The organism is Streptomyces sp. NPDC057950 (assembly GCF_042887295.1).
GTDB classification, from domain to species: Bacteria; Actinomycetota; Actinomycetes; order Streptomycetales; family Streptomycetaceae; genus Streptomyces; species Streptomyces kaempferi.
Genome location: NZ_JBHVPP010000020.1, coordinates 156,981 through 174,722, shown reverse-complemented (window position 1 = coordinate 174,722; position 17,742 = coordinate 156,981). Strand labels below are relative to the sequence as shown.

The window sequence follows — 17,742 nt, the reverse complement described above, 5'->3', positions numbered from 1 at the left end:
GATCTCGTCGCGCCATACCTCGGCGAAGCTGTCGTACGGTGCTGTCCTCCAACAACTCCGCGACCGGGAACCGGGGTCCATAGGACTGCCGGGCCAGCCGTCGATGACCAAGAGGAAGCCGTCGCCGGCCCGGAACAGCCTGCGGCGATTGGGACTCAGGGGCTGACCTGGCTGCCGGAGTCGCGGCCGTGGATCGTCTCGGACGAACTGTGCTCGCTCATCGAGCCGTTGCCGCCCAAGCCGAGGGCGAAACTGGTGGAGGGCCAACCGCGGGTCCCGGACGGGTATGCCTTGAGCGGGATCCTGTTCGTACTGTCACTGCGCCTCGCCTGGCCGACGCACCGGGGCTACCACGTCTTGGCCGTACCCACGTGCGAAGGGAAGGTCCGGGTGCTCACCGTCCGACTCACCGCCGCCGTGTTCGGCCGGGATCTCGTCTCCCTCGCCTTCGTGCAGCAACAACGGGACGCAGTCGTCGCCGGCGGCGATCCTCGACGCCGCAAGGAGCGCCCTGCCGGTTCTCGCACGGCAGTCTGAGCCACCTCCGCCCTCCCACTGCGCGTCATCACCGGTCAAGCACCTGGTCCGGCTCCTGCGGCGGCCGGTCGGTGCGAATCCGCGCTCCAACCCTGTCACAGAAGCGGGTCGTTCCCGGTCGGTACGAGGGAGATGAGGGGGGCAGTGGCCACTTCGGGTGAGTACAGCCGTGACGGCCACGAGTCAGGGGGTCTTGGTACTGACAGCGGGGGGAGGGATCGGAGACCTCAGAATCATGCATTTCGAGCTGTCGCCTGCGGCAAATGATCTTGAGCAGGCGGCTTCTGTCTTCGTGGAGCTCAAGCCACGTCTTTTCGGCATCGCGTACCGTGTGCTCGGCAGCGCGGTCGAGGCGGAGGACGTGGTCCAGGAGGTGTGGCTGCGCTGGCAGAGGACCGATCGCTCCGCGGTGGTCAGCCCGGTGGCCTTTCTCACGACCACGACAACCCGTGCGGCGATCAACGTCGCAACTTCTGCGCGGATGCGCCGGGAGACGTACATCGGTCCGTGGCTGCCCGAGCCCGTCGACACCAGCGTGGATCCCGCGGTGGGCGCGCAGCGTGCGGAGGGTGTGGAGATGGCGCTGCTGCTGTTGCTGGAGAAGCTGAACCCCACTGAGCGCGCGGCTTATGTGCTGCGTGAGGCGTTCGCCTACGGCTATCCGGAGATTGCCGGGATCCTCCGACTCAGCGTCGTCAATGTACGGAAGATCGTGAGCCGGGCTCGCGAACACCTCCTGGCCGAACGGCGGGAGACCGTGGACAGGGCGGAGCACCGACGTCTTGTCGAGGCCTTCGTCTCGGCGGCACGGACAGGTGACGTCGCCTCTCTGGAGGCGCACCTCACGTCGGACACCGCCAGTCTGTCCGACGGCAACGGTGTCCGGGGGGCCGCGCGGATTCCCGTCATCGGGCGGACGCGCGTGGCGAACCTGGCGATGGGACGCCCGGGGTTCTGGCGGGATGCGGACCCGAGGTGCGTCGAGGCCAATGGACGCACCGCAGTGATGATCCACCGGGACGGCGTGCCGATCACGCTTTTGGCGGTCGCCGCCTCGCCCGACGGCATCCACACACTGATGTGGCTGTGGAACCCGGGAAAGATCGCCGCGTTCCTCGACTCGCGTCTTCGCCTGCTCGGACCCGGCGGTCGTGGTCCTTCCGGTGGGCGGGCCGAGGTCGTCGAGGCGCCAGGGTGGCGGCGTGCTTCCGGCGGCGGAGTTTGTCAGGATTGAGGACCGCCCGGACGTGTCCGATCCGTTCACCGAGGACACCGAGGACACCGAGGACTGGCGCCGGCTGCGGCTTGGTCGTCGTAGCGCGCTACGAGCCCGGCGGCGTCCCAGGATGCGCAGGCCACGCTCGAAGCCGTCGGCGCGTGTGGGCGCCAGGCGCATTCCATTCCGGCTCCTTCCGCCCCGCAACGTCCATGCCCGCAGGGGCCTGCGCCCTGAGGCGTAGTTCTGCGTGGAGGTCCCTCTTCGGGGCCCGCGCAGGACAAGCCGAGTGCGGCTCCTGCGTACCGGCTGCCCCGGCCGGGGCAGCCGGTGCAGACGTACGCGGGAGGCGGGGTGAAACCGCCGCCCGCATGCCGGTGGCCCCTGCCCTCCGACAGGGGCCACCCGCGGACGTCACTTCTGCCGTGCGAACCACTCGGCGAACCGGGTCTCGGCGAGCTGCGCGCCGGCACCGGGCACGAGCGAGGCATCCTGCAGCTCGGACCCGAAGTACGGGGCGTGCGGGTCCGCGACGACCGTCCGGGGGTCGTTCTGGGCGGTAAGTACGTCGCGGACCAGCTCGTCGAACCGGAACGTGTCGGGGCCGGCGATCTCCACCGTCCCGTGGAGCGGGGCGCCGGCCGCCGTGCGGGCGACGGCGGTGGCCACGTCGTCGGAGTGGATGGGCTGGAACTTGACGGGAGCGATGCGCACCGTGTCACCCTCGGTCGCCGAGTCCGCGATCCCGTTCATGAACTCGAAGAACTGCGTGGCGTGCACGACGGAGTACGGAAGGCCCGACGCCTTGATCAGCTCCTCCTGGGCCAGCTTGGCGCGGAAGTATCCGTTTTGCGGGAGCCGGTCGGTGCCGACGATGGAGAGCGCCACGTAGTGGGTGACACCGGCCTCCTCAGCCGCTTGAAGGAGGTTGGTGGTGCAGGTGCGGAAGAAGTGCATCACGGCTTCGTCCTCGAACGAGGGCGAGTTGGAGACGTCGATCACGACCTGCGCGCCCTGGAGCACCTCGGCAAGGCCCTCTCCCGTCAGTGTGTTGACGCCCGTCTTGGGCGAGGCAGGGACGGCGTCGTGCCCGTGGTCGTTGAGCTTGCGGACGACCTTCGAGCCGATGAGCCCGGTTCCGCCGATGACTACGGCCTTCATGAGGGGATCCTTTCGGGAAGTTCTCTGCGTACCGGCAAAGACCGGGCAGTGACGATGTTTGTGACAGGGGGCCCGGCGTCCACGCTCGGGGCGCGCGGGCTCGGGGGGGGTAACTCGGCGTGCTTTCGTGCTTTCCCTCGGTAGATACGTCCACCATCAGAGAGGAGATCGATTCGATTCGGGGGTGGCCGGAATGCTCTCGTGGGTGATCGCTGCCGCCGGGGACCAGGGGAGATCGACCTGCGGGGCGGGGTCCATCGGGGTAGCCGCAGCGGTTGTGGCAACCACGGGTCTCGCGGCGTTCGAGGGCCGATTCGAGCGTGGCGCGCGCCGCCGGGGTGGCGGCCTTGAGGCGGTTGGCGCCGTGCAGCCCGCCGGATGCCTCGCCGATGGCGTACAGGCCGCGGACGTCGGTGCCGTGGTCCTCGGGCCGCACGGTGAGGGCATCGGCAGGCAGACAGCTCTCCTTGAGCGTGTCGGCGGCGTGCTGTTGCCAGCCGTCCTCGGTCCATCGTGGCCGGTGCTGCGTTGACACCTCCGTCGGCACGTACCGTGTGGGCGTCTTCCTTGGGCCGCTTCCGGTCCGGAAAGGGCGCAGTCCAGGGGTACGCCGGGGCCGGCCGGGAGCGCCTGTCCATGTCCGGCCCAGAGTTGATCAGCGGCCGGATCGGGGGCCACGCGCCACGCGCGACGATGCGTCGAGGGACGTGCGCGGGCTGCTCGTGGCATGGCCCGCGGAGTACAGACACCGTGGGCTGACCGCGCACCAAGGCGCTTCGTGGATCTCGTGCGCGGTCGCCGGTGGCGCCGTGAGCGCGGTCGCCGGTGCCTGCACACATGCGGTGTGTCTCCGTCCCTGACTGTTCGGTAGTCGTGCAAATCTTGGACATACCGATCTACGGAGGTGCAGCGCCATGATCGGAAAAGGACACCACAGGCCAGGCCGACGACCAGGCCCCGTCCGAAGCGGGTCAGCCGGCGGCCGCGGCGGCCTGACCGCCGAGGAAAGGGCCCGCAGCGCCGGTGGACACGGTCGGGAAGGTGCCGCCGGCCTTCGGTAGCGGACCCGCTGAGCAGCAAGAATGGGCAAGGAATGCCGTCGACGAACGATCCCGCGGATGATTCCCGGAGCCTTCAGGAGGCCGAAAAGGCGTTTGGTGACGCCCGTGGTTGCTTGTTCGGCATCGCCTATCGAATGCTGGGCAGTGCCGGCGACGCGGAGGACATCCTCCAGGAGGCCTGGATCCGCTGGCAGACCTACGACCGGTCGAAGGTGGAGAACCCGCATGCCTTTCTCACCACGACCGTGACCAGGCTCGCGATCAACGTATTGCAGTCGGCCAGGGTCCGCCGTGAGACGTATGTCGGACCGTGGCTGCCGGAACCGGTCGACACCAGCGGCGACCCCGCGTTGGGAGCCGTCAAGGGGGAGGCGCTGGAAGTCGCGGTGCTGATGCTGCTGGAGAAGCTCACCCCCACGGAACGCGCGGCGTATGTGCTGCGGGAAGCATTCGACTACCCCTACCAGCAGATCTCGGAGATCATCGACCAGACGCCGGCCAACACACGGCAGTTGGTGAGCCGGGCGCGAAAGCACCTCGCCGCGGGAAAGCGGGCGAGTGTCGAGTCGGCCGAGCATCAGCGCTTCCTCACGGCGTTCGTCGCCGCCGCGCAGGCGGGAAACGTGGCCGCGCTCAAGGAACTGTTCGCGGCGGACATCGTTTCGTACGCCGACGGTGGAGGAGTCGTCCGGGCGTCGAAGTTCCCCGTCGTGGGCCGACAACGTGTGGCGGCCTACTGCCACGCCTTCGCCGACCGGTTCTGGGCCGACGCCACGGTGCACCCGATCGAGATCAACGGCCGGGCGGCGGTGGTTCTTTCCCGCGACGGGGTCGTGTTCGCCGCCGTCTCGGTACAGGTCGCCCCGGACGGCATCAACCGGCTGCTGTGGATGATGAACCCGATGAAGCTGGCCGCGGTGCCCGCCTGAACAGGCGGCGTTCATGGCAACCGGCCCGTCGAGAGTCGGGCCCCGCATCCCTGCCGCAAGTTTCACCTGCGGCACCCGGCCGACTCCGCGCCGAAGAGGACGCGTGTATGGCTGCGGAGTCGACCGCGGCGTGTGCCGCTTCACAGGCGAGCGCCATCACGTCCACGACGCTCCCCGTTCGGTCACCCCCGCGGTGGGTCGGCCACGCCTCGTCATGACTGCTGGGCCGGCGCCTGCGCAGGTGCTACGGAAACCAAGCCGAGCGCTTCCACATGCCCACCTGCGGCAGGTCCGGGCTCAGTGTGTAACACCGAACCTGACGTGCGCCCAGTCGGCGAACGTGGTCCAGGCGATTTCCGGATGGCTCGCGTGGAGGGCAGGGATATCGACCCGGTAGCCAGGTCCGTTCAGGAACGTCCACATGGCGTGCATGTCCGGGTTGCCGATGCTTTTCAGTGGCACATGCTCATGCCTGACCTCCCGGCCCAGGGCGTCCCCCAGCGCGGCTGCCATCTGCGCGGGGGTGGGCGCATCGCTCGCCAGCTCGATACGCTTTCCCACATAGGGAGCGGGGTCGAGCAGCACCTCGGCCGCGAATGCGCCGTGGTCGGCGCGGGCAAGCTGCTGCAGCGGCCTGTCGGAGGCGAGCGGCAGGTCAAGCACCCCGTCAAGGATGCGCTCCGTCCCGCCGAGAGCGTTGTCGAAGAAGTACGTCGGTCTGAGGATCGTGAAGGGCACGTCCCCGGCGGTCAGTGCGCCTTCGATGCGGGCCTTGCTGTCAAAGTGCGGTACGCCGCTTTCCTGTCCGGCTCCGGCCACGGAACTGAAGACCAAATGCGGGACTCGCTTCTCGTCGGCAGCTGCCACGATCGCCCGCCCCTGGGCCACCTCGGCGTCCACCCCGCTTTCGAAGGGCGTGGTGTAGGCGAAGACCGCCGACACCCCGTCCATCGCTGCGGCGAGGGATCCGCGGTCGCTCAAGGAACCCGCCACGACGTCGACGCCCTGATCGGCCAATCGGCGTGCGGATTCACGTCGCGGTTCTCGAACCATCGCCCGAATGGCGGCACCACGACGTAGCAACGCGTCGGTCACAGCGCTGCCTTGGCCACCGGTTGCAGCAAGCACCAGGATCGGCTGGTCGACCATAGAAATGTTCCTTTCGTTTCCACTGCTCCGCAGTGGACCGTCAATGGCGGCGAAAAGGCGGCTTTCAGCCGCTCGGCGTGGGCGTGCGCATGGGCGGCGGCAGGTGGCCACCTGAGCGCCCTGCCATGGCAGTGCGCCTCCGTCATGTGGCAGCAGCGCCCTTCCATCCCTTCGATGACCGGCCGCCCCATGAGGCTGTGACATCCCCGCGCGCCGTCGCCGGGATGTCGCCCCCGCGGGCCCCCTAACCGTTGAACCGGTCAACCAGCTTCTGGGCCCTACCTGCCGCACACCCGCACCGCTGCATGGTTATGGACGTGCGTGACGCTGGTCCGGAATCCACGCCGGTCCTGGGCTTCGGGCCGACACCCGTGATGTTGGAAATTCCACTTACGCCCATTACTGCCTGCCGCGATCCCGGCTCACGGCGGGCCGCGGCACGGGCGGTCCGCCGACGCCCGCGCGGGGCGTCGTCACACCTACGGTCCGGTTCTGGTCTCAGATGTCGCCCCCTGTCCACGCGGATGGGGCCAGATGAGATCGAGGAGAGAGCCGTGACAGCTCAGTCCACAGAATTCGCCTTCGGTATGCCGTGGGAGTCGCTTTACGGATACAGCCAGGCCGTGAGGGCCGGCGACACGCTGTACATCTCGGGGCAGCTGTCGCACGACAGCACCGGGACTTTCCTCGGGGAGGGCGACTTCGAGCTCCAGATGAGCACGACTTTCGACAACCTCGACAGGGTGCTCAAGCATTTCGGTGCCACCCGCAAGCAGATCGTCGAGACCACTGTCCTCGTCAGGGGTTTGCGCGACCATTTCGACACCGTCGCCCGGCTTCACGCCGCGTACTGCGGCGAGCGTCGCCCCACGAGCACGGTCATGGGCGTAACCGATCTCGCGCTCCCCGACCAGCTGGTCGAGATCGGGGCGGTCGTCCGTCTCGACCTGGCGCGATAAGGCAAAGCCGGTCCGAGGATTCGTCCCAACCCGAACACCAGTCGTCCGACTGTGCGCGGCACGGGGGGCAGGCGCGACAGTTTGCTCATCGCCACCGCCACCGCCGCCCATGCACCGGCACCGGCACCGGCACCAGCACCAGCACCAGTCTTTCGAGACGAATTTCCGGACCGGCCCGGCGCGCACAGCCCGTGCGCGCCGGGTTACGCATGAGGCTCGTGACACACCCTCCCGGGAGATCCGGCTCGGCTCTCGGGACAAGCACGGTCTGGCGCCGAGAACAGGTGGGGGATCAGTCACTCGAGCGCCCATCCCCCGCACTCGGGCCCCACCGGAGGCGAATATTCTGCGCATTCTGGGTCATTTGTCACAAACGGCGGCTTCAGTCGGTCGTTCATGTAAGTGCGGCACACCCTCGACCCCATCCTCCGCGCGGCCCAGTCCCCACACGAGCAAGGACAACGGTTCGATGAACACCGTGACTTTCGGTAAGGCGTCAAGTGGGCTCGACATGCCCGACACGGCGCTCGCGATGCTGGATGAGCAGGGAACCATCGTCGGTTGGACACAGGCCGCCGAACACCTCGTCGGGCGTTCAGCAGAAGGCGTCGTAGGGCGTTCGGCCGCACTCGTGCTGCCATTGTTCGGTGAGGGGCAAAGCACATCGGACTTCGTCAAGCACTGCCGCGCCCAGAATGGCTGGTCGGGGACCACAGCCGTGCGTGATCAGCACGGACGCACGATCGAGGCGTGCTTGCGGATCACGATGCTGCGCGGCCTGGCCGGAGCGGTGCGGTGGTTTGTCTCGATGGTGGACACCGGCCCTCTCGCCGGGGACACGATGAGCAGCCTGGTCAGTGGACCACTCCTGGGCCGCGTACCGATCGGAGTCTCTGTGCGCGACCCGCAGCTACGGTGCGTGTACGCCAACGACGTGATGGCGGAGCACGACGGCATCCCTTGTGACCAGCGGCTCGGCCGCCGGCTGACCGAGGTCGCTCCCGGTCCCAGGTCGGAGGCGCTCGAGGCCATGACGCGACAGGTGCTGCGGAGCGGCACGACCAAGGTGCATGAATACCGGACGTGGATGCCGGTGGGCAAAGGCCGGGGGTACCCGCTCGCAGCGTCGTTCCACTGCCTCCAGGGGGCCGACGGTCAATCGCTGGTGGCATGTCTGGTCAGTGCCGACCCCGCGGAGAGCCGTCTGGCTCGGGAGCGCCTCGCTGCGGTGGGAGAGGCCGAAGCGCGGCTCGGCGGGACGTTGGATGTGATGCGGATCAGCCAGGAACTGGCCGAACTCGCGGTACCGCTGCTCGCCGACTTCGTCGCCGTGGATCTGGAGCAGTCGACGCCGTCCGGTGACCGTTCCACCGTCCGTGCGGCTTCGGCGGGCGAACAGCGTCCGGCTCTGCGCCGTGCGGGGCAAGCCTCGATCCACGCAGGGGTTCCGGAATCGCCATGGGTGCGTGGGGGGCCGGTCACCGTGCCGCAGGCCTCGCCGTTCGCCGCGGTCCGGAACACGGGCAGGTCTCACCTGGAACCGATCCTCGACCGAGCACCGGGGACATGGATGGATCACGTTCCGGCTGTTGGGGAGAAGACCCGCTCCTGCGGGGTGCACTCGCTGATGGTTCTCCCCATCCGTGCGCAGAACGCCCTTCTGGGTGTGGTGCTGTTCCTGCGTACGGAGGACCCCACACCGTTTCATGAGGGTGACCTGTTGCTGGCTGAGGAGCTGGTCAGGCGCGCCGTGCGGGCGCTGGACAACGCGCGCCGGTATGCGCGCGAGCAGACTGCGGCCCTGGCCCTGCAGCGCAATCTGCTCCCCCGTCGACTGCAAGGTGGCATAGCCGTCGAGACGGCCTCACGCTACCTGCCGGCCGACGTGGAACACGGCGTCGGTGGCGACTGGTTCGACGTGATCCCGCTGTCCGGAGCGCGCGTCGCCCTGGTCGTCGGCGATGTCGTCGGGCACGGTCTCCACGCCGCGGCGACGATGGGCACCCTGCGCGCCGCCGTCCGCACCCTGGCCGATCTGGAACTGCCACCGGCCGAGCTGCTGTCCCGTCTCGACAACACGATCCAGCGACTGGTCGAGGAGGAGGACTGCGAGCCTGCGGACGGCACGGCGACGGTTGTGGGGGCCACCTGCCTGTACGCCGTCTACGACCCGGCCACCCGCGTGTGCACCATGGCCGGGGCCGGGCATCCCCCACCCGCGATCATCGATCCACAGGGCCGGGTGACCTTCCCGGATCTGCCGGCCGGAGCCCCGCTCGGTCTCGGTCTCGGTCTCGGTGACCCTTTTCAGTCGGTGGAACTGGAACTCCCTGAAGGAAGCCTCATCGCCTTCTACACCGACGGCCTGGTCGAGTCCCGCGACCGCGACATCAACGAGGGGATGAACAGCCTGGGCGCTGCCCTCGCCCAGCCGGGTCGGGCCCTGGAGGACCTCTGCGACCGCGCGACGGAGTCTTTCCTGGAGCAGACGTCGTGCGACGACGTCACCCTGCTCCTGGTTCGCACCTGCTCACTCGGCACCGACCGGGCCGCCTCCTGGACGCTGCCCAGCGATGAATACGCCTCGCGCAAGGCACGGCAGTTGGTGGGCGGTCAGCTCCACACCTGGGGTCTGGACGCCCTCACGGACTCGACCAAGCTGATCGTCAGCGAGCTCGTCACCAACGCCGTACGCCATGGAGCCGGCACGGTCACCCTGTCCTTGAAAGAGCACAATGCCCTGACCTGCGAGGTATCCGACACGAACGTGTGCGTCCCCCAGTTGCGCAGCGCCGGCATCACAGACGAGAACGGCCGCGGCCTGTTCTTGGTCGCCCAGCTCTCCCGCCGCTGGGGGTCACGGCCGGCTCCGAAAGGCAAAGTCGTCTGGGCCGAACAGGAACTGCCCGGCGGAGCCTGCAGCCGATCACGTCCGCTACAGGCCGCCTGAACAAGGAGAAGACGGCGTCCGGTGCCACACACCTACGACTGCCGGCTCTGCCACCCCATTGCCCTGCCACCCCATTGCCCGGCCACACATTCGCAGGGCGACTCCCAACTGAAGACCGTTCAGGGCCCATACGAGCCCTCTGGACCAAGCCAGGGCCGCGGCACCGCGTGCCGTCAAAACCGAAGTCCGGCCTGTCCTGCTCCACAGCGACGCCCCTGATGTTCTTGCATCTGTCCCGGCCGATCGAGGCCGACCGGCTCAGGCCGCGCCACCGAACTCCCGACTGTCGTCACCTACGCCTCACGGTGCCGCCGAAGGGGTGTGTCACATCGACGGCTCGGGCGCGGTCACAGCTTGTGAAGCGGTGTCTTGGCCGACACGAGGACACATGTGGGGTCGTCGAGCCCTGGAAGGAGATAGAGACCTGAATGAGAGTTGTCGTCGCGGGGACCAACGGCCCGGTCGGCTCCAGGCTCGTCGCCGGGCTGGCCGACCACGGAGTCGACGTCGTCCCGCTCTACCGGCAGGACGGCTCCGACCCCGCCACGGACCGCGGCCGCGAGGACATGCTGTGCGGCGCCGACGTCGTGGTGGGCGGCACCGATACGTCCTCGGCCGCCGACCAGGCCGGCCCGCATGCCTTCCGCTCCGCCACGGCCGGGCCCCTGGCCGCCGCGCGGAAGGCCGGCGTCGGACACCACGTCGTCCTCTCCGTCGTGGGTGCCGAGCGGCTACCGTCCGGCCGGTTCCGCGCGAGACCACTGCTCGAGGAGCAGGTACGGCGCTCTGCGATCCCCTGCTCGATCGTGCGTACCGCGCCGTCCCTCGAACGTGTCGAGTCCGTGGTTCGCGCCGGTACGCCCAGGAACGGTGGCATACGCGTCGAGCCCGCTTTCATGCGGCCCGTATCCGCGGACGACGACTGGCTCACCCACCAGTGACGACCTCGACACCATCGCCCATCCACCGCATCCGTCCCTTTCCACGACCGCAGGTGCACCTCCCGCGGTCCGCTTCATCACCTCTCCACACTCCGACCGGAGGCTGCCATGAGTGATCTGGCACAGTTCGCATCGTCATCCTCGGCCAGTGAGCTCGACCAGCTGCCCGACCAGGACGCCGAGGAGACCGCGGAATGGCGGGCATCGCTGGATGCCGTCATCAAACATGCCGGGCCGGAGCGCGCCGTGTACCTACTGCGGCGCGTGCACGAGCAGGCTGCGGCGTCCGGAGCAGCCGTGCCCGGACTCCTTTCCACGGACTACGTCAACACCATCCCCGCCTCGGCCCAGCCGGCCTTCCCCGGCGACATCGCCATGGAGTCCAGGATTACCGCGCTGAACAGGTGGAACGCCGCGGCGATGGTGACCCGCGCCTCCCACCTGGGCCTTGGCGGCCACATCGCGACCTACGCGTCGGCAGCCTGGCTCTACGAAGTCGGGTTCAACCACTTCTTCCGGGGCAAGGACGGAGACGGCTCCGGTGACCAGTTGTACCTGCAGGGGCACGCCGCACCCGGCATCTACGCCCGAGTGTTCCTGGAGGGCCGACTGCGTGAGGAGCAGCTGGACGGTTACCGACGCGAGGCCGATGGGAAGGGTCTGCCGTCCTACCCGCACCCCAGACGTCTGCCGTGGCTGTGGGAGTTCCCGACGGTCTCCATGGGACTGGGCCCCCTCGCCGCCGTCTACCAGGCCCGGTTCAACCGCTACCTCCACGCCCGGGGCATCAAGGACACGTCCCGGTCGCACGTGTGGGCCTTCCTCGGGGACGGGGAAGTGGACGAACCGGAGGCGATGGCCGCACTGGGGCTCGCCGCCCGCGAAGGGCTCGACAACCTCACCTTCGTCGTGAACTGCAACCTCCAGCGCCTCGACGGACCGGTGCGGTCGAACTCCAGGATCGTGCAGGAACTCGAGGCCCGGTTCCGCGGTGCGGGCTGGCAAGTGCTGAAGTCCCTGTGGGGCGAGGCATGGGATCCCGTGCTGGGGCAGGACAGCGACGGGGCGCTGGTCCGGCGCCTCGGTGAGGTGCCCGATGCCCAGATGCAGACGTACGCCGCGCGGGACGCCGCGTACGTGCGCGAGCACTTCTTCACCGGTGAGGCGCTGTCCCGTATCGCTGCCGGGCTGAGTGACAGCCTGCTGACCAAGCTTTTCACCGACTCCCGGGGAGGGCACGAACCCCTCAAGGTGTATGCCGCCTATCGGGCCGCCGTCGAACACCGGGGGCAGCCGACCGTCGTCCTGGCCCAGACGGTGAAGGGACACACACTCGGGTCGGACTTCGAGTCGCGCAACGCCAACCATCAGATGAAGAAGCTGACCCTGGCACAGTTCCGGCGGATGCGTGACGCACTGGAGTTGCCCATCCCGGACCGCGCGCTGAACGGGGACCTGGTGCCGTACTGGCACCCCGGTGAGAACTCGGAAGAGGTTCAGTACCTGCGCGACCGGCGTGCTGCCCTGGGCGGCGCCGTGCCGGTGCGGCGGGTCGTGGCGAAGCCGCTGCGACAGCCGCCGTCCGGGCCCTTCGAGGCTCTGCAGAAGGGGTTCGGCAAGCAGGAGGTGGCCACCACCATGGCCCTGGTCCGGCTGATCAAGGACCTCATGCGCGACGAGGAGACAGGGCGCCGCTGGGTGCCGATCGTCCCCGACGAGGCGCGGACGTTCGGCATGGAGTCCCTGTTCCCGTCGGCCGGGATCTACTCTCCCGCTGGGCAGACCTACGAGCCGGTCGACGCCGATCAGTTGCTGCACTACCGGGAGGTTGAGAACGGACAGCTCATCGACGAGGGCATCACCGAAGCGGGATCACTTGCCGAGTTCACGGCCGCTGCCACTTCATACGCCACCCATGGTGAACCCATGATCCCCTTCTACATCTTCTACGCCATGTTCGGATTCCAGCGGACGGGTGACCAGTTCTGGGCCCTGGCCGATCAGCTGGGACGCGGCTTCGCGATCGGCGCGACGGCCGGCCGCACCACCATGACGGGCGAAGGCCTGCAGCACGGGGACGGGCACTCGCAGTTGCTGGCATCGACGAATCCGGCCGTCGTCAGCTACGACCCCGCCTTCGCGTTCGAGATCGCGGTGATCGTCAGGGAGGGACTGCGGCGGATGTACGGCGACCAGCCCGAGGACATCTTCTACTACTTGACGGTCTACAACGAGTCGAAGCGCCAGCCGCCCATGCCGCCCGGTGCGTCGGTCGAGGAGGGGATCCTGCGCGGCCTGTACCGCTTCCGGCAGGCGGACTCCCCCGGCCCGGGGCCGCGGATCCAGCTGCTGGCCTCCGGCACGGCGATCCACTGGGCACTGCGGGCCCAGGAACTGCTCGCGTCCCAGTGGGGGGTGCACGCGGACGTATGGTCGGTGACCTCCTGGACGGAACTGCGCCGCGACGCCCTGACGACCGACAGGGCGCGGCTGGGTGGTGACGAGCGCGTTCCGTTCGTGACAGCGGCGCTGGCCGGGGCACCCGGGCCCGTCCTGGCGGTCAGCGACTGGATGCGGCAGGTGCCCGATCAGATCAGCCAGTGGATCGAGCAGGACTACTCTTCCCTGGGGACGGACGGCTTCGGGCTGTCGGACACCCGGGAGGCGGCACGGCGCTATTTCCGGGTGGACGCCGAGTCGATCGTGGTGGCGGCCCTCGACCGATTGGCGCGCACAGGCGCGGTCGCCCCGGGGACGGTCGCTCAGGCCCGCGCGCGCTACGCCTGGCAAGCCTGACGACGCGCCGCGGAAACCGCCGCGCACAGGCCGCCGTTCTGGACGCGCCGGTGACGACGGCCAACTCGGCCGTGCAGAGGTGTGGCGGGGGCCGTGGCAGAAGTCGGGGTGGTCATGGAACTCCTTCCGGAGGATCAGTGGGCCGCGGAAGGGGACCGCGATGTCCGCGGCGGCCCCTCGGCTTCCAGCTGACCACCGCGGGAAGGGCCCCGGGCGGCCCGGAGACGGCCCTGGTCGGACAGGTGCTGGCAGGGCCACCCCGCGGGAGGAGGAGGCGGCGGGGTGCGGTCGGGCCAGACCGGATGGGACGGACCGCGGCAGCGGGATGTCGACTTCCTGCGCACCCGCCGCGCGCGGATCACCCCCGAATCGGCGGGGCTGCCCGCCGAGGGACGCCCGCGCCGCGTCCCCGGCCTGCGCCGCGAGGAGGCCGCCCGGCCCTCACCCAAGTGGTCGACGACGCCGTCCTGCTCGTTCCCACGGCCGCCCCCGCCGTCGTACCCGTAGGGGGTCACACGGGCCGCCCACCGCACGGGTCGGCCCTCCGGCACGGACAGCTCCGCCCGGTACCCCCGCCCGCCGGCTCCGCCGCACCCTGGCCCGCCAGGGCGCCGGCGTGCTGCTGGTGCGGCAGGAGAAACTCCGTGTCGAGTGTCCAACCGCGCCCTGCCGCCTGTCCGCGCTCGCACGGCGCTGCCAGGACCGGCGGCACCTTCTCCCAGTACCGCGTCCCGATGCCCCACCCGGTGTTCCGCGCTCACGTGCCTCCGCCGACCGTAGGCATGACGCGGGCCCGCACCGTGTGAAGAAGCGAAAGCCCAGCCCACCGAGCGACCAGGCACAACTGCGTTGCCGCCGCCCGGCCTCGAGCCTCAGACACCCGCGCCCTGCGGGCAGGGGCACTCGAAGAGCCCGTAGGGAGCAGCAGCGGGTGAGAAAGACGAATCCCGCCTCCGAATATCGGAGGCGGGATTCAGTGGAGCGCCGGGCAGGCCTTGCACCTGCATCTCCCCGCAGGAAGCGGGGCGTCTTTCCTTGGACCACCAACGCCAGGCTCACCACTGACAGTTCGAGCGGCGAACGCAAGATCTAGTCTATCGCATGCGTGGAGCTCGGGAACATCGGGAGAACGGAGCAGACCGCGTGCCCCCAAGGCTGTGCCGGGGGCACGGCGTCCGTGACAGCAGCGGTCTGCAAGTCTTCGCGTATCCGAGCGAGGGCCGGCGCGACGGTGCCGCCCGGCCCTCGCCGTGCCCGACCGGCTCCGAAAATCCGACCTGTCCAAGGATGCGGTCTCCGGAAGATCCCAAAACCATGGTCCGCAGGTGGCGTTGCGCGAAATAATGTCCGCCATGACGTCCGAAGGCTCCTCCATCGACCCGGCCAAGCCCAGCATCGCCCGTGTCTACGACTACCTGCTCGGCGGCAAGGACAACTACGCCGTGGACCGTGAGATCGGCGACGTGTTCAAGCGCGACCTGCCCGGTTCGGTGGCCATCGCCTTCGCCAACCGCGCGGCCCTGACCCGGGCGGTCAGGGAGATCGCGAAGACCACCGGCATCCGGCAGTTCATCGACCTGGGCAGTGGCCTGCCGACCGCGGACAACGTCCACCAGGTCGCACAACGCCACGCCCCCGAGTCCCGGGTCGTCTACGTCGATATCGACCCCCAGGTGCTGGTCCACGGCCGCGCGCTGTTGGAGAACAACGACCGGACCCGCGTCGTCGCGGTCGACGTGCGCAACCCCGAGGGCGTCCACACGCACCCCGACACCCGGGAAATCATCGATTTCACCCGTCCCGTCGCCGTCATCCTCAGCGCCATCCTCCACCACGTCAACGACGACGAGGACCCGGCCGGCATCGTCCGCTACTGGCGAGACCACGTCCCCTCCGGAAGCTACTTCTTCATAAGCCACTTCCGTTCCGGCAACAACCCGGAGACCACGGAGGCCGAGAAAATCCTCCAGCAGACGTTCGGTCGCGGCCGTTGGCGCACCGACGCCGAGATCGCCGCCCTGCTGGACGGCCTGGAGATCCTCGACCCGGGGATCGTCCCCGCGTCCCTGTGGCGTCCCGACGAGAACGAGAACGACAACCCGTGGAGCAGCGGCGAAGAACGAGAACTCACGGTCTGGGAACACCTCATCGCCGCCGGACTGGCCCGGAAAGCCTAGACGTGATCCCCGGATGACGACCGCCGGACAGGGGAGCCTCCGGCCTCAAGGCTGAGGACGTGTGGTCGCGGCCGTCGGTATGGGTGCTGGTGACGTCGGCGGCGAGGCACCCGTCGGGGCCTTCGTCACTCTCCTGCCCGGCCCGACGGGGCACTGACCGCGACAGCCGCACGTGAGGCTGGGGAGTCGGGCACTCAATGATGCCTTCGGTGGTCAGAACTGAGGACGGCCGCCGCGGCGCGGCTGCCGGATGCCACCGCGCTCGACGGCGAGCTCGTCGCGTCGGAGGAAAACCGGCTCGCGTTCGAGCGGTGGCAGCCGAACCTCATCAACTGCCACCACAAAATGAGGAAAATCTAACTGGGCACCTTGGTTGGCGAGTTGGGCTTCTCTTGGACGGTTCGCACAGATGAATGCCGGACCCCATTCGCCGCGCTCCAACACCTCACAGCATCCGCTCGGCCGTCGCCGCCCGTGCTCGCAGCGCGTCGGCCTCCTCGTGCCGGCCCCAAGCAGCCAGGATCCGTGCCCGGTATTCCATCGCGTACCCGTCACCCAGCTCCTCCGCGCGCGGGAAGACCCGCACGGCCCGCTGAAGGTCACCGCGGTCCCGGAAGGCCGCGCCCAGCGCGGTGATCGGGAACGCCTCGTCCTGTGCGAGGATCACCGGCGCCCAGCGCTCGGCACCAGCGGTATCGCCGCGCTCGAGCGCCTGCTTGACCAGGCCGAGCATGGCGTCCGGATCGCCGAGCGCCGCCGCCTTCTCCCACATCACCTGGGCGCGGTTCGCATCACCGGCAACCGCGTGCAGCATTCCCACGTTGAAGCCCGCAACGACGTTCCCGGCCGCCCAGGCCCGACCCCACCAGTGCAGCGCGCCATCCCCGTCACCCTTCATATGCAGGGCCGCCGCCAGGTTCCCCATCGCCACACCGTCACCCAGCTCCGCCGCAGCCGTCAGCTCGGCAAGTTCCCCGTCCGGCTCCTGCCGCCGACGGAACCACCAAGCCATCAACAAACACCCCGGCGGCACAGCTGCACCGATGCCCGATGTACGGGCGAGCGAACATCCCTCACCCGGCGATCATGCCGGCTCATGCCCCGGACAGGCCGAGTGAGGGCGGTGGCTCCCCGGGCGGACGAGGCCAACCTGGTCCCGCTCCTGGCAACCGTGCTCATCCCTTCCCCTCTCGGCTCCGCGCGAGCGAGGTGTCCCGCGTCCCACAGGAGCCGGACCCTCGAATGTCAGATCGGCCTCACGCTTCCATACGCGGCCAGGTGCCGTCCACGCGGAGCCAGAGGAAGCCGTCGCGGCCTTGCCGCAGCACATGACGATCGGCTGTTGCCGGCGGCTCGCCTGCTGACGTGGGCCCGCAGCAGATTCACCGCCAGGTCGTGACCGTAGTGGGCGGCCATGCCCAGGGGGTGCGACGGATCCGCACGTTCCGAGTCAGCGCCGAAGGCCGGCAGTACAGCAGTGATGTGACCGGCGAGTGGCTCACCGCTCTGCAGGGATCCGTCGCCCTCGGCATCGACGGCGTGCGTCAGCAGCGTCATGTGGCTGAGGACCTCGTCTGGTTCAGCGCCGATGGCCGGCGACCGAGCCAGGGCCTCCGCATCGTCGTGCTCGACCGCGTGATGGGCGGGTGCCCAGTAGGCACTCACCACGGCATTCCGCGGCATTCAACCGCGATCGCAGCCCGTCGGCCGGCGACTGTCACCGGGGTCGAATGATCGGTTGCACCACCGCAAGGGACATGACCGTCCAGCCGCGTCACGGAAGTTGACGCGTTGTTCGTCGCGGGTGGCCGCGAGCCGACGGCGGCGACTCCCGCGCCGTCGAGCAGGGACTCGCATGCTGGCGAT

Annotated in this window: 12 protein-coding genes and 2 pseudogenes; 10 read left to right on the top strand and 4 right to left on the bottom strand. The window is 69.0% G+C overall.

Annotated features, from left to right (window positions below):
• Positions 1-327 precede the first annotated feature (327 nt).
• Both ACFVTC_RS30160 and ACFVTC_RS30155 read left to right on the top strand, forming a co-directional pair.
• Positions 328-537, top strand: a pseudogene (locus ACFVTC_RS30160) (NAD(P)/FAD-dependent oxidoreductase); the annotation flags it as partial.
• A gap of 235 nt (positions 538-772) precedes the next feature.
• Positions 773-1,771 carry a sigma-70 family RNA polymerase sigma factor gene (locus tag ACFVTC_RS30155; protein WP_390131648.1) on the top strand — a complete coding sequence of 333 codons (999 nt, stop codon included), beginning with the start codon at positions 773-775 and terminating at the stop codon, positions 1,769-1,771.
• A 396-nt stretch (positions 1,772-2,167) separates the two neighbouring features.
• Here the strand turns inward: ACFVTC_RS30155 and ACFVTC_RS30150 are convergent, their stop codons facing one another.
• Complete coding sequence (locus ACFVTC_RS30150) at positions 2,168-2,914, bottom strand: SDR family oxidoreductase (protein ID WP_390131647.1); 747 nt, start codon at positions 2,912-2,914, stop codon at positions 2,168-2,170.
• A 130-nt stretch (positions 2,915-3,044) separates the two neighbouring features.
• Positions 3,045-3,350, bottom strand: a pseudogene (locus ACFVTC_RS30145) (FAD-binding protein); the annotation flags it as partial.
• Positions 3,351-4,007: 657 nt separating this feature from the next.
• Between ACFVTC_RS30145 and ACFVTC_RS30140 the strand changes: the two are divergent.
• On the top strand, positions 4,008-4,904 hold the full coding sequence (locus ACFVTC_RS30140) for an RNA polymerase sigma-70 factor (RefSeq protein ID WP_390131646.1): 897 nt from the start codon (positions 4,008-4,010) through the stop codon (positions 4,902-4,904).
• 297 nt (positions 4,905-5,201) lie between these two features.
• Here the strand turns inward: ACFVTC_RS30140 and ACFVTC_RS30135 are convergent, their stop codons facing one another.
• Positions 5,202-6,053, bottom strand: coding sequence for an NmrA/HSCARG family protein (locus tag ACFVTC_RS30135; protein WP_390131645.1), 852 nt, complete (start codon positions 6,051-6,053; stop codon positions 5,202-5,204).
• 554 nt (positions 6,054-6,607) lie between these two features.
• On the opposite strand from ACFVTC_RS30135, the gene ACFVTC_RS30130 reads away from it, so the two are divergent.
• From ACFVTC_RS30130 to ACFVTC_RS30105, 6 genes are all read left to right on the top strand, one after another.
• Complete coding sequence (locus ACFVTC_RS30130) at positions 6,608-7,012, top strand: RidA family protein (RefSeq protein WP_390131644.1); 405 nt, start codon at positions 6,608-6,610, stop codon at positions 7,010-7,012.
• A gap of 469 nt (positions 7,013-7,481) precedes the next feature.
• Complete coding sequence (locus tag ACFVTC_RS30125; RefSeq protein ID WP_390131643.1) at positions 7,482-9,962, top strand: SpoIIE family protein phosphatase; 2,481 nt, start codon at positions 7,482-7,484, stop codon at positions 9,960-9,962.
• A 428-nt stretch (positions 9,963-10,390) separates the two neighbouring features.
• The gene (locus ACFVTC_RS30120) at positions 10,391-10,903 is read left to right on the top strand and encodes an SDR family oxidoreductase (RefSeq protein ID WP_390131642.1); all 513 of its coding nucleotides are present in this window, start codon (positions 10,391-10,393) and stop codon (positions 10,901-10,903) included.
• Between the two features lie 108 nt (positions 10,904-11,011).
• Positions 11,012-13,699, top strand: a complete 2,688-nt coding sequence (gene aceE, locus ACFVTC_RS30115; protein ID WP_390131641.1) for a pyruvate dehydrogenase (acetyl-transferring), homodimeric type — start codon at positions 11,012-11,014, stop codon at positions 13,697-13,699.
• A gap of 282 nt (positions 13,700-13,981) precedes the next feature.
• Positions 13,982-14,206 (top strand): hypothetical protein, encoded by a 225-nt coding sequence (locus ACFVTC_RS30110; RefSeq protein ID WP_390131640.1) that lies wholly within the window; start codon positions 13,982-13,984, stop codon positions 14,204-14,206.
• 836 nt (positions 14,207-15,042) lie between these two features.
• Complete coding sequence (locus ACFVTC_RS30105) at positions 15,043-15,876, top strand: SAM-dependent methyltransferase (RefSeq protein WP_390131639.1); 834 nt, start codon at positions 15,043-15,045, stop codon at positions 15,874-15,876.
• 445 nt (positions 15,877-16,321) lie between these two features.
• Here ACFVTC_RS30105 and ACFVTC_RS30100 read toward each other — a convergent pair whose 3' ends face one another.
• Positions 16,322-16,801 carry a hypothetical protein gene (locus ACFVTC_RS30100; protein ID WP_390131638.1) on the bottom strand — a complete coding sequence of 160 codons (480 nt, stop codon included), beginning with the start codon at positions 16,799-16,801 and terminating at the stop codon, positions 16,322-16,324.
• 440 nt (positions 16,802-17,241) lie between these two features.
• Between ACFVTC_RS30100 and ACFVTC_RS30095 the strand changes: the two genes are divergently transcribed.
• Entirely contained in the window at positions 17,242-17,610 is a 369-nt protein-coding gene (locus ACFVTC_RS30095; RefSeq protein WP_390131637.1) for a hypothetical protein, read from the top strand.
• The last annotated feature ends 132 nt before the right edge of the window (positions 17,611-17,742 follow it).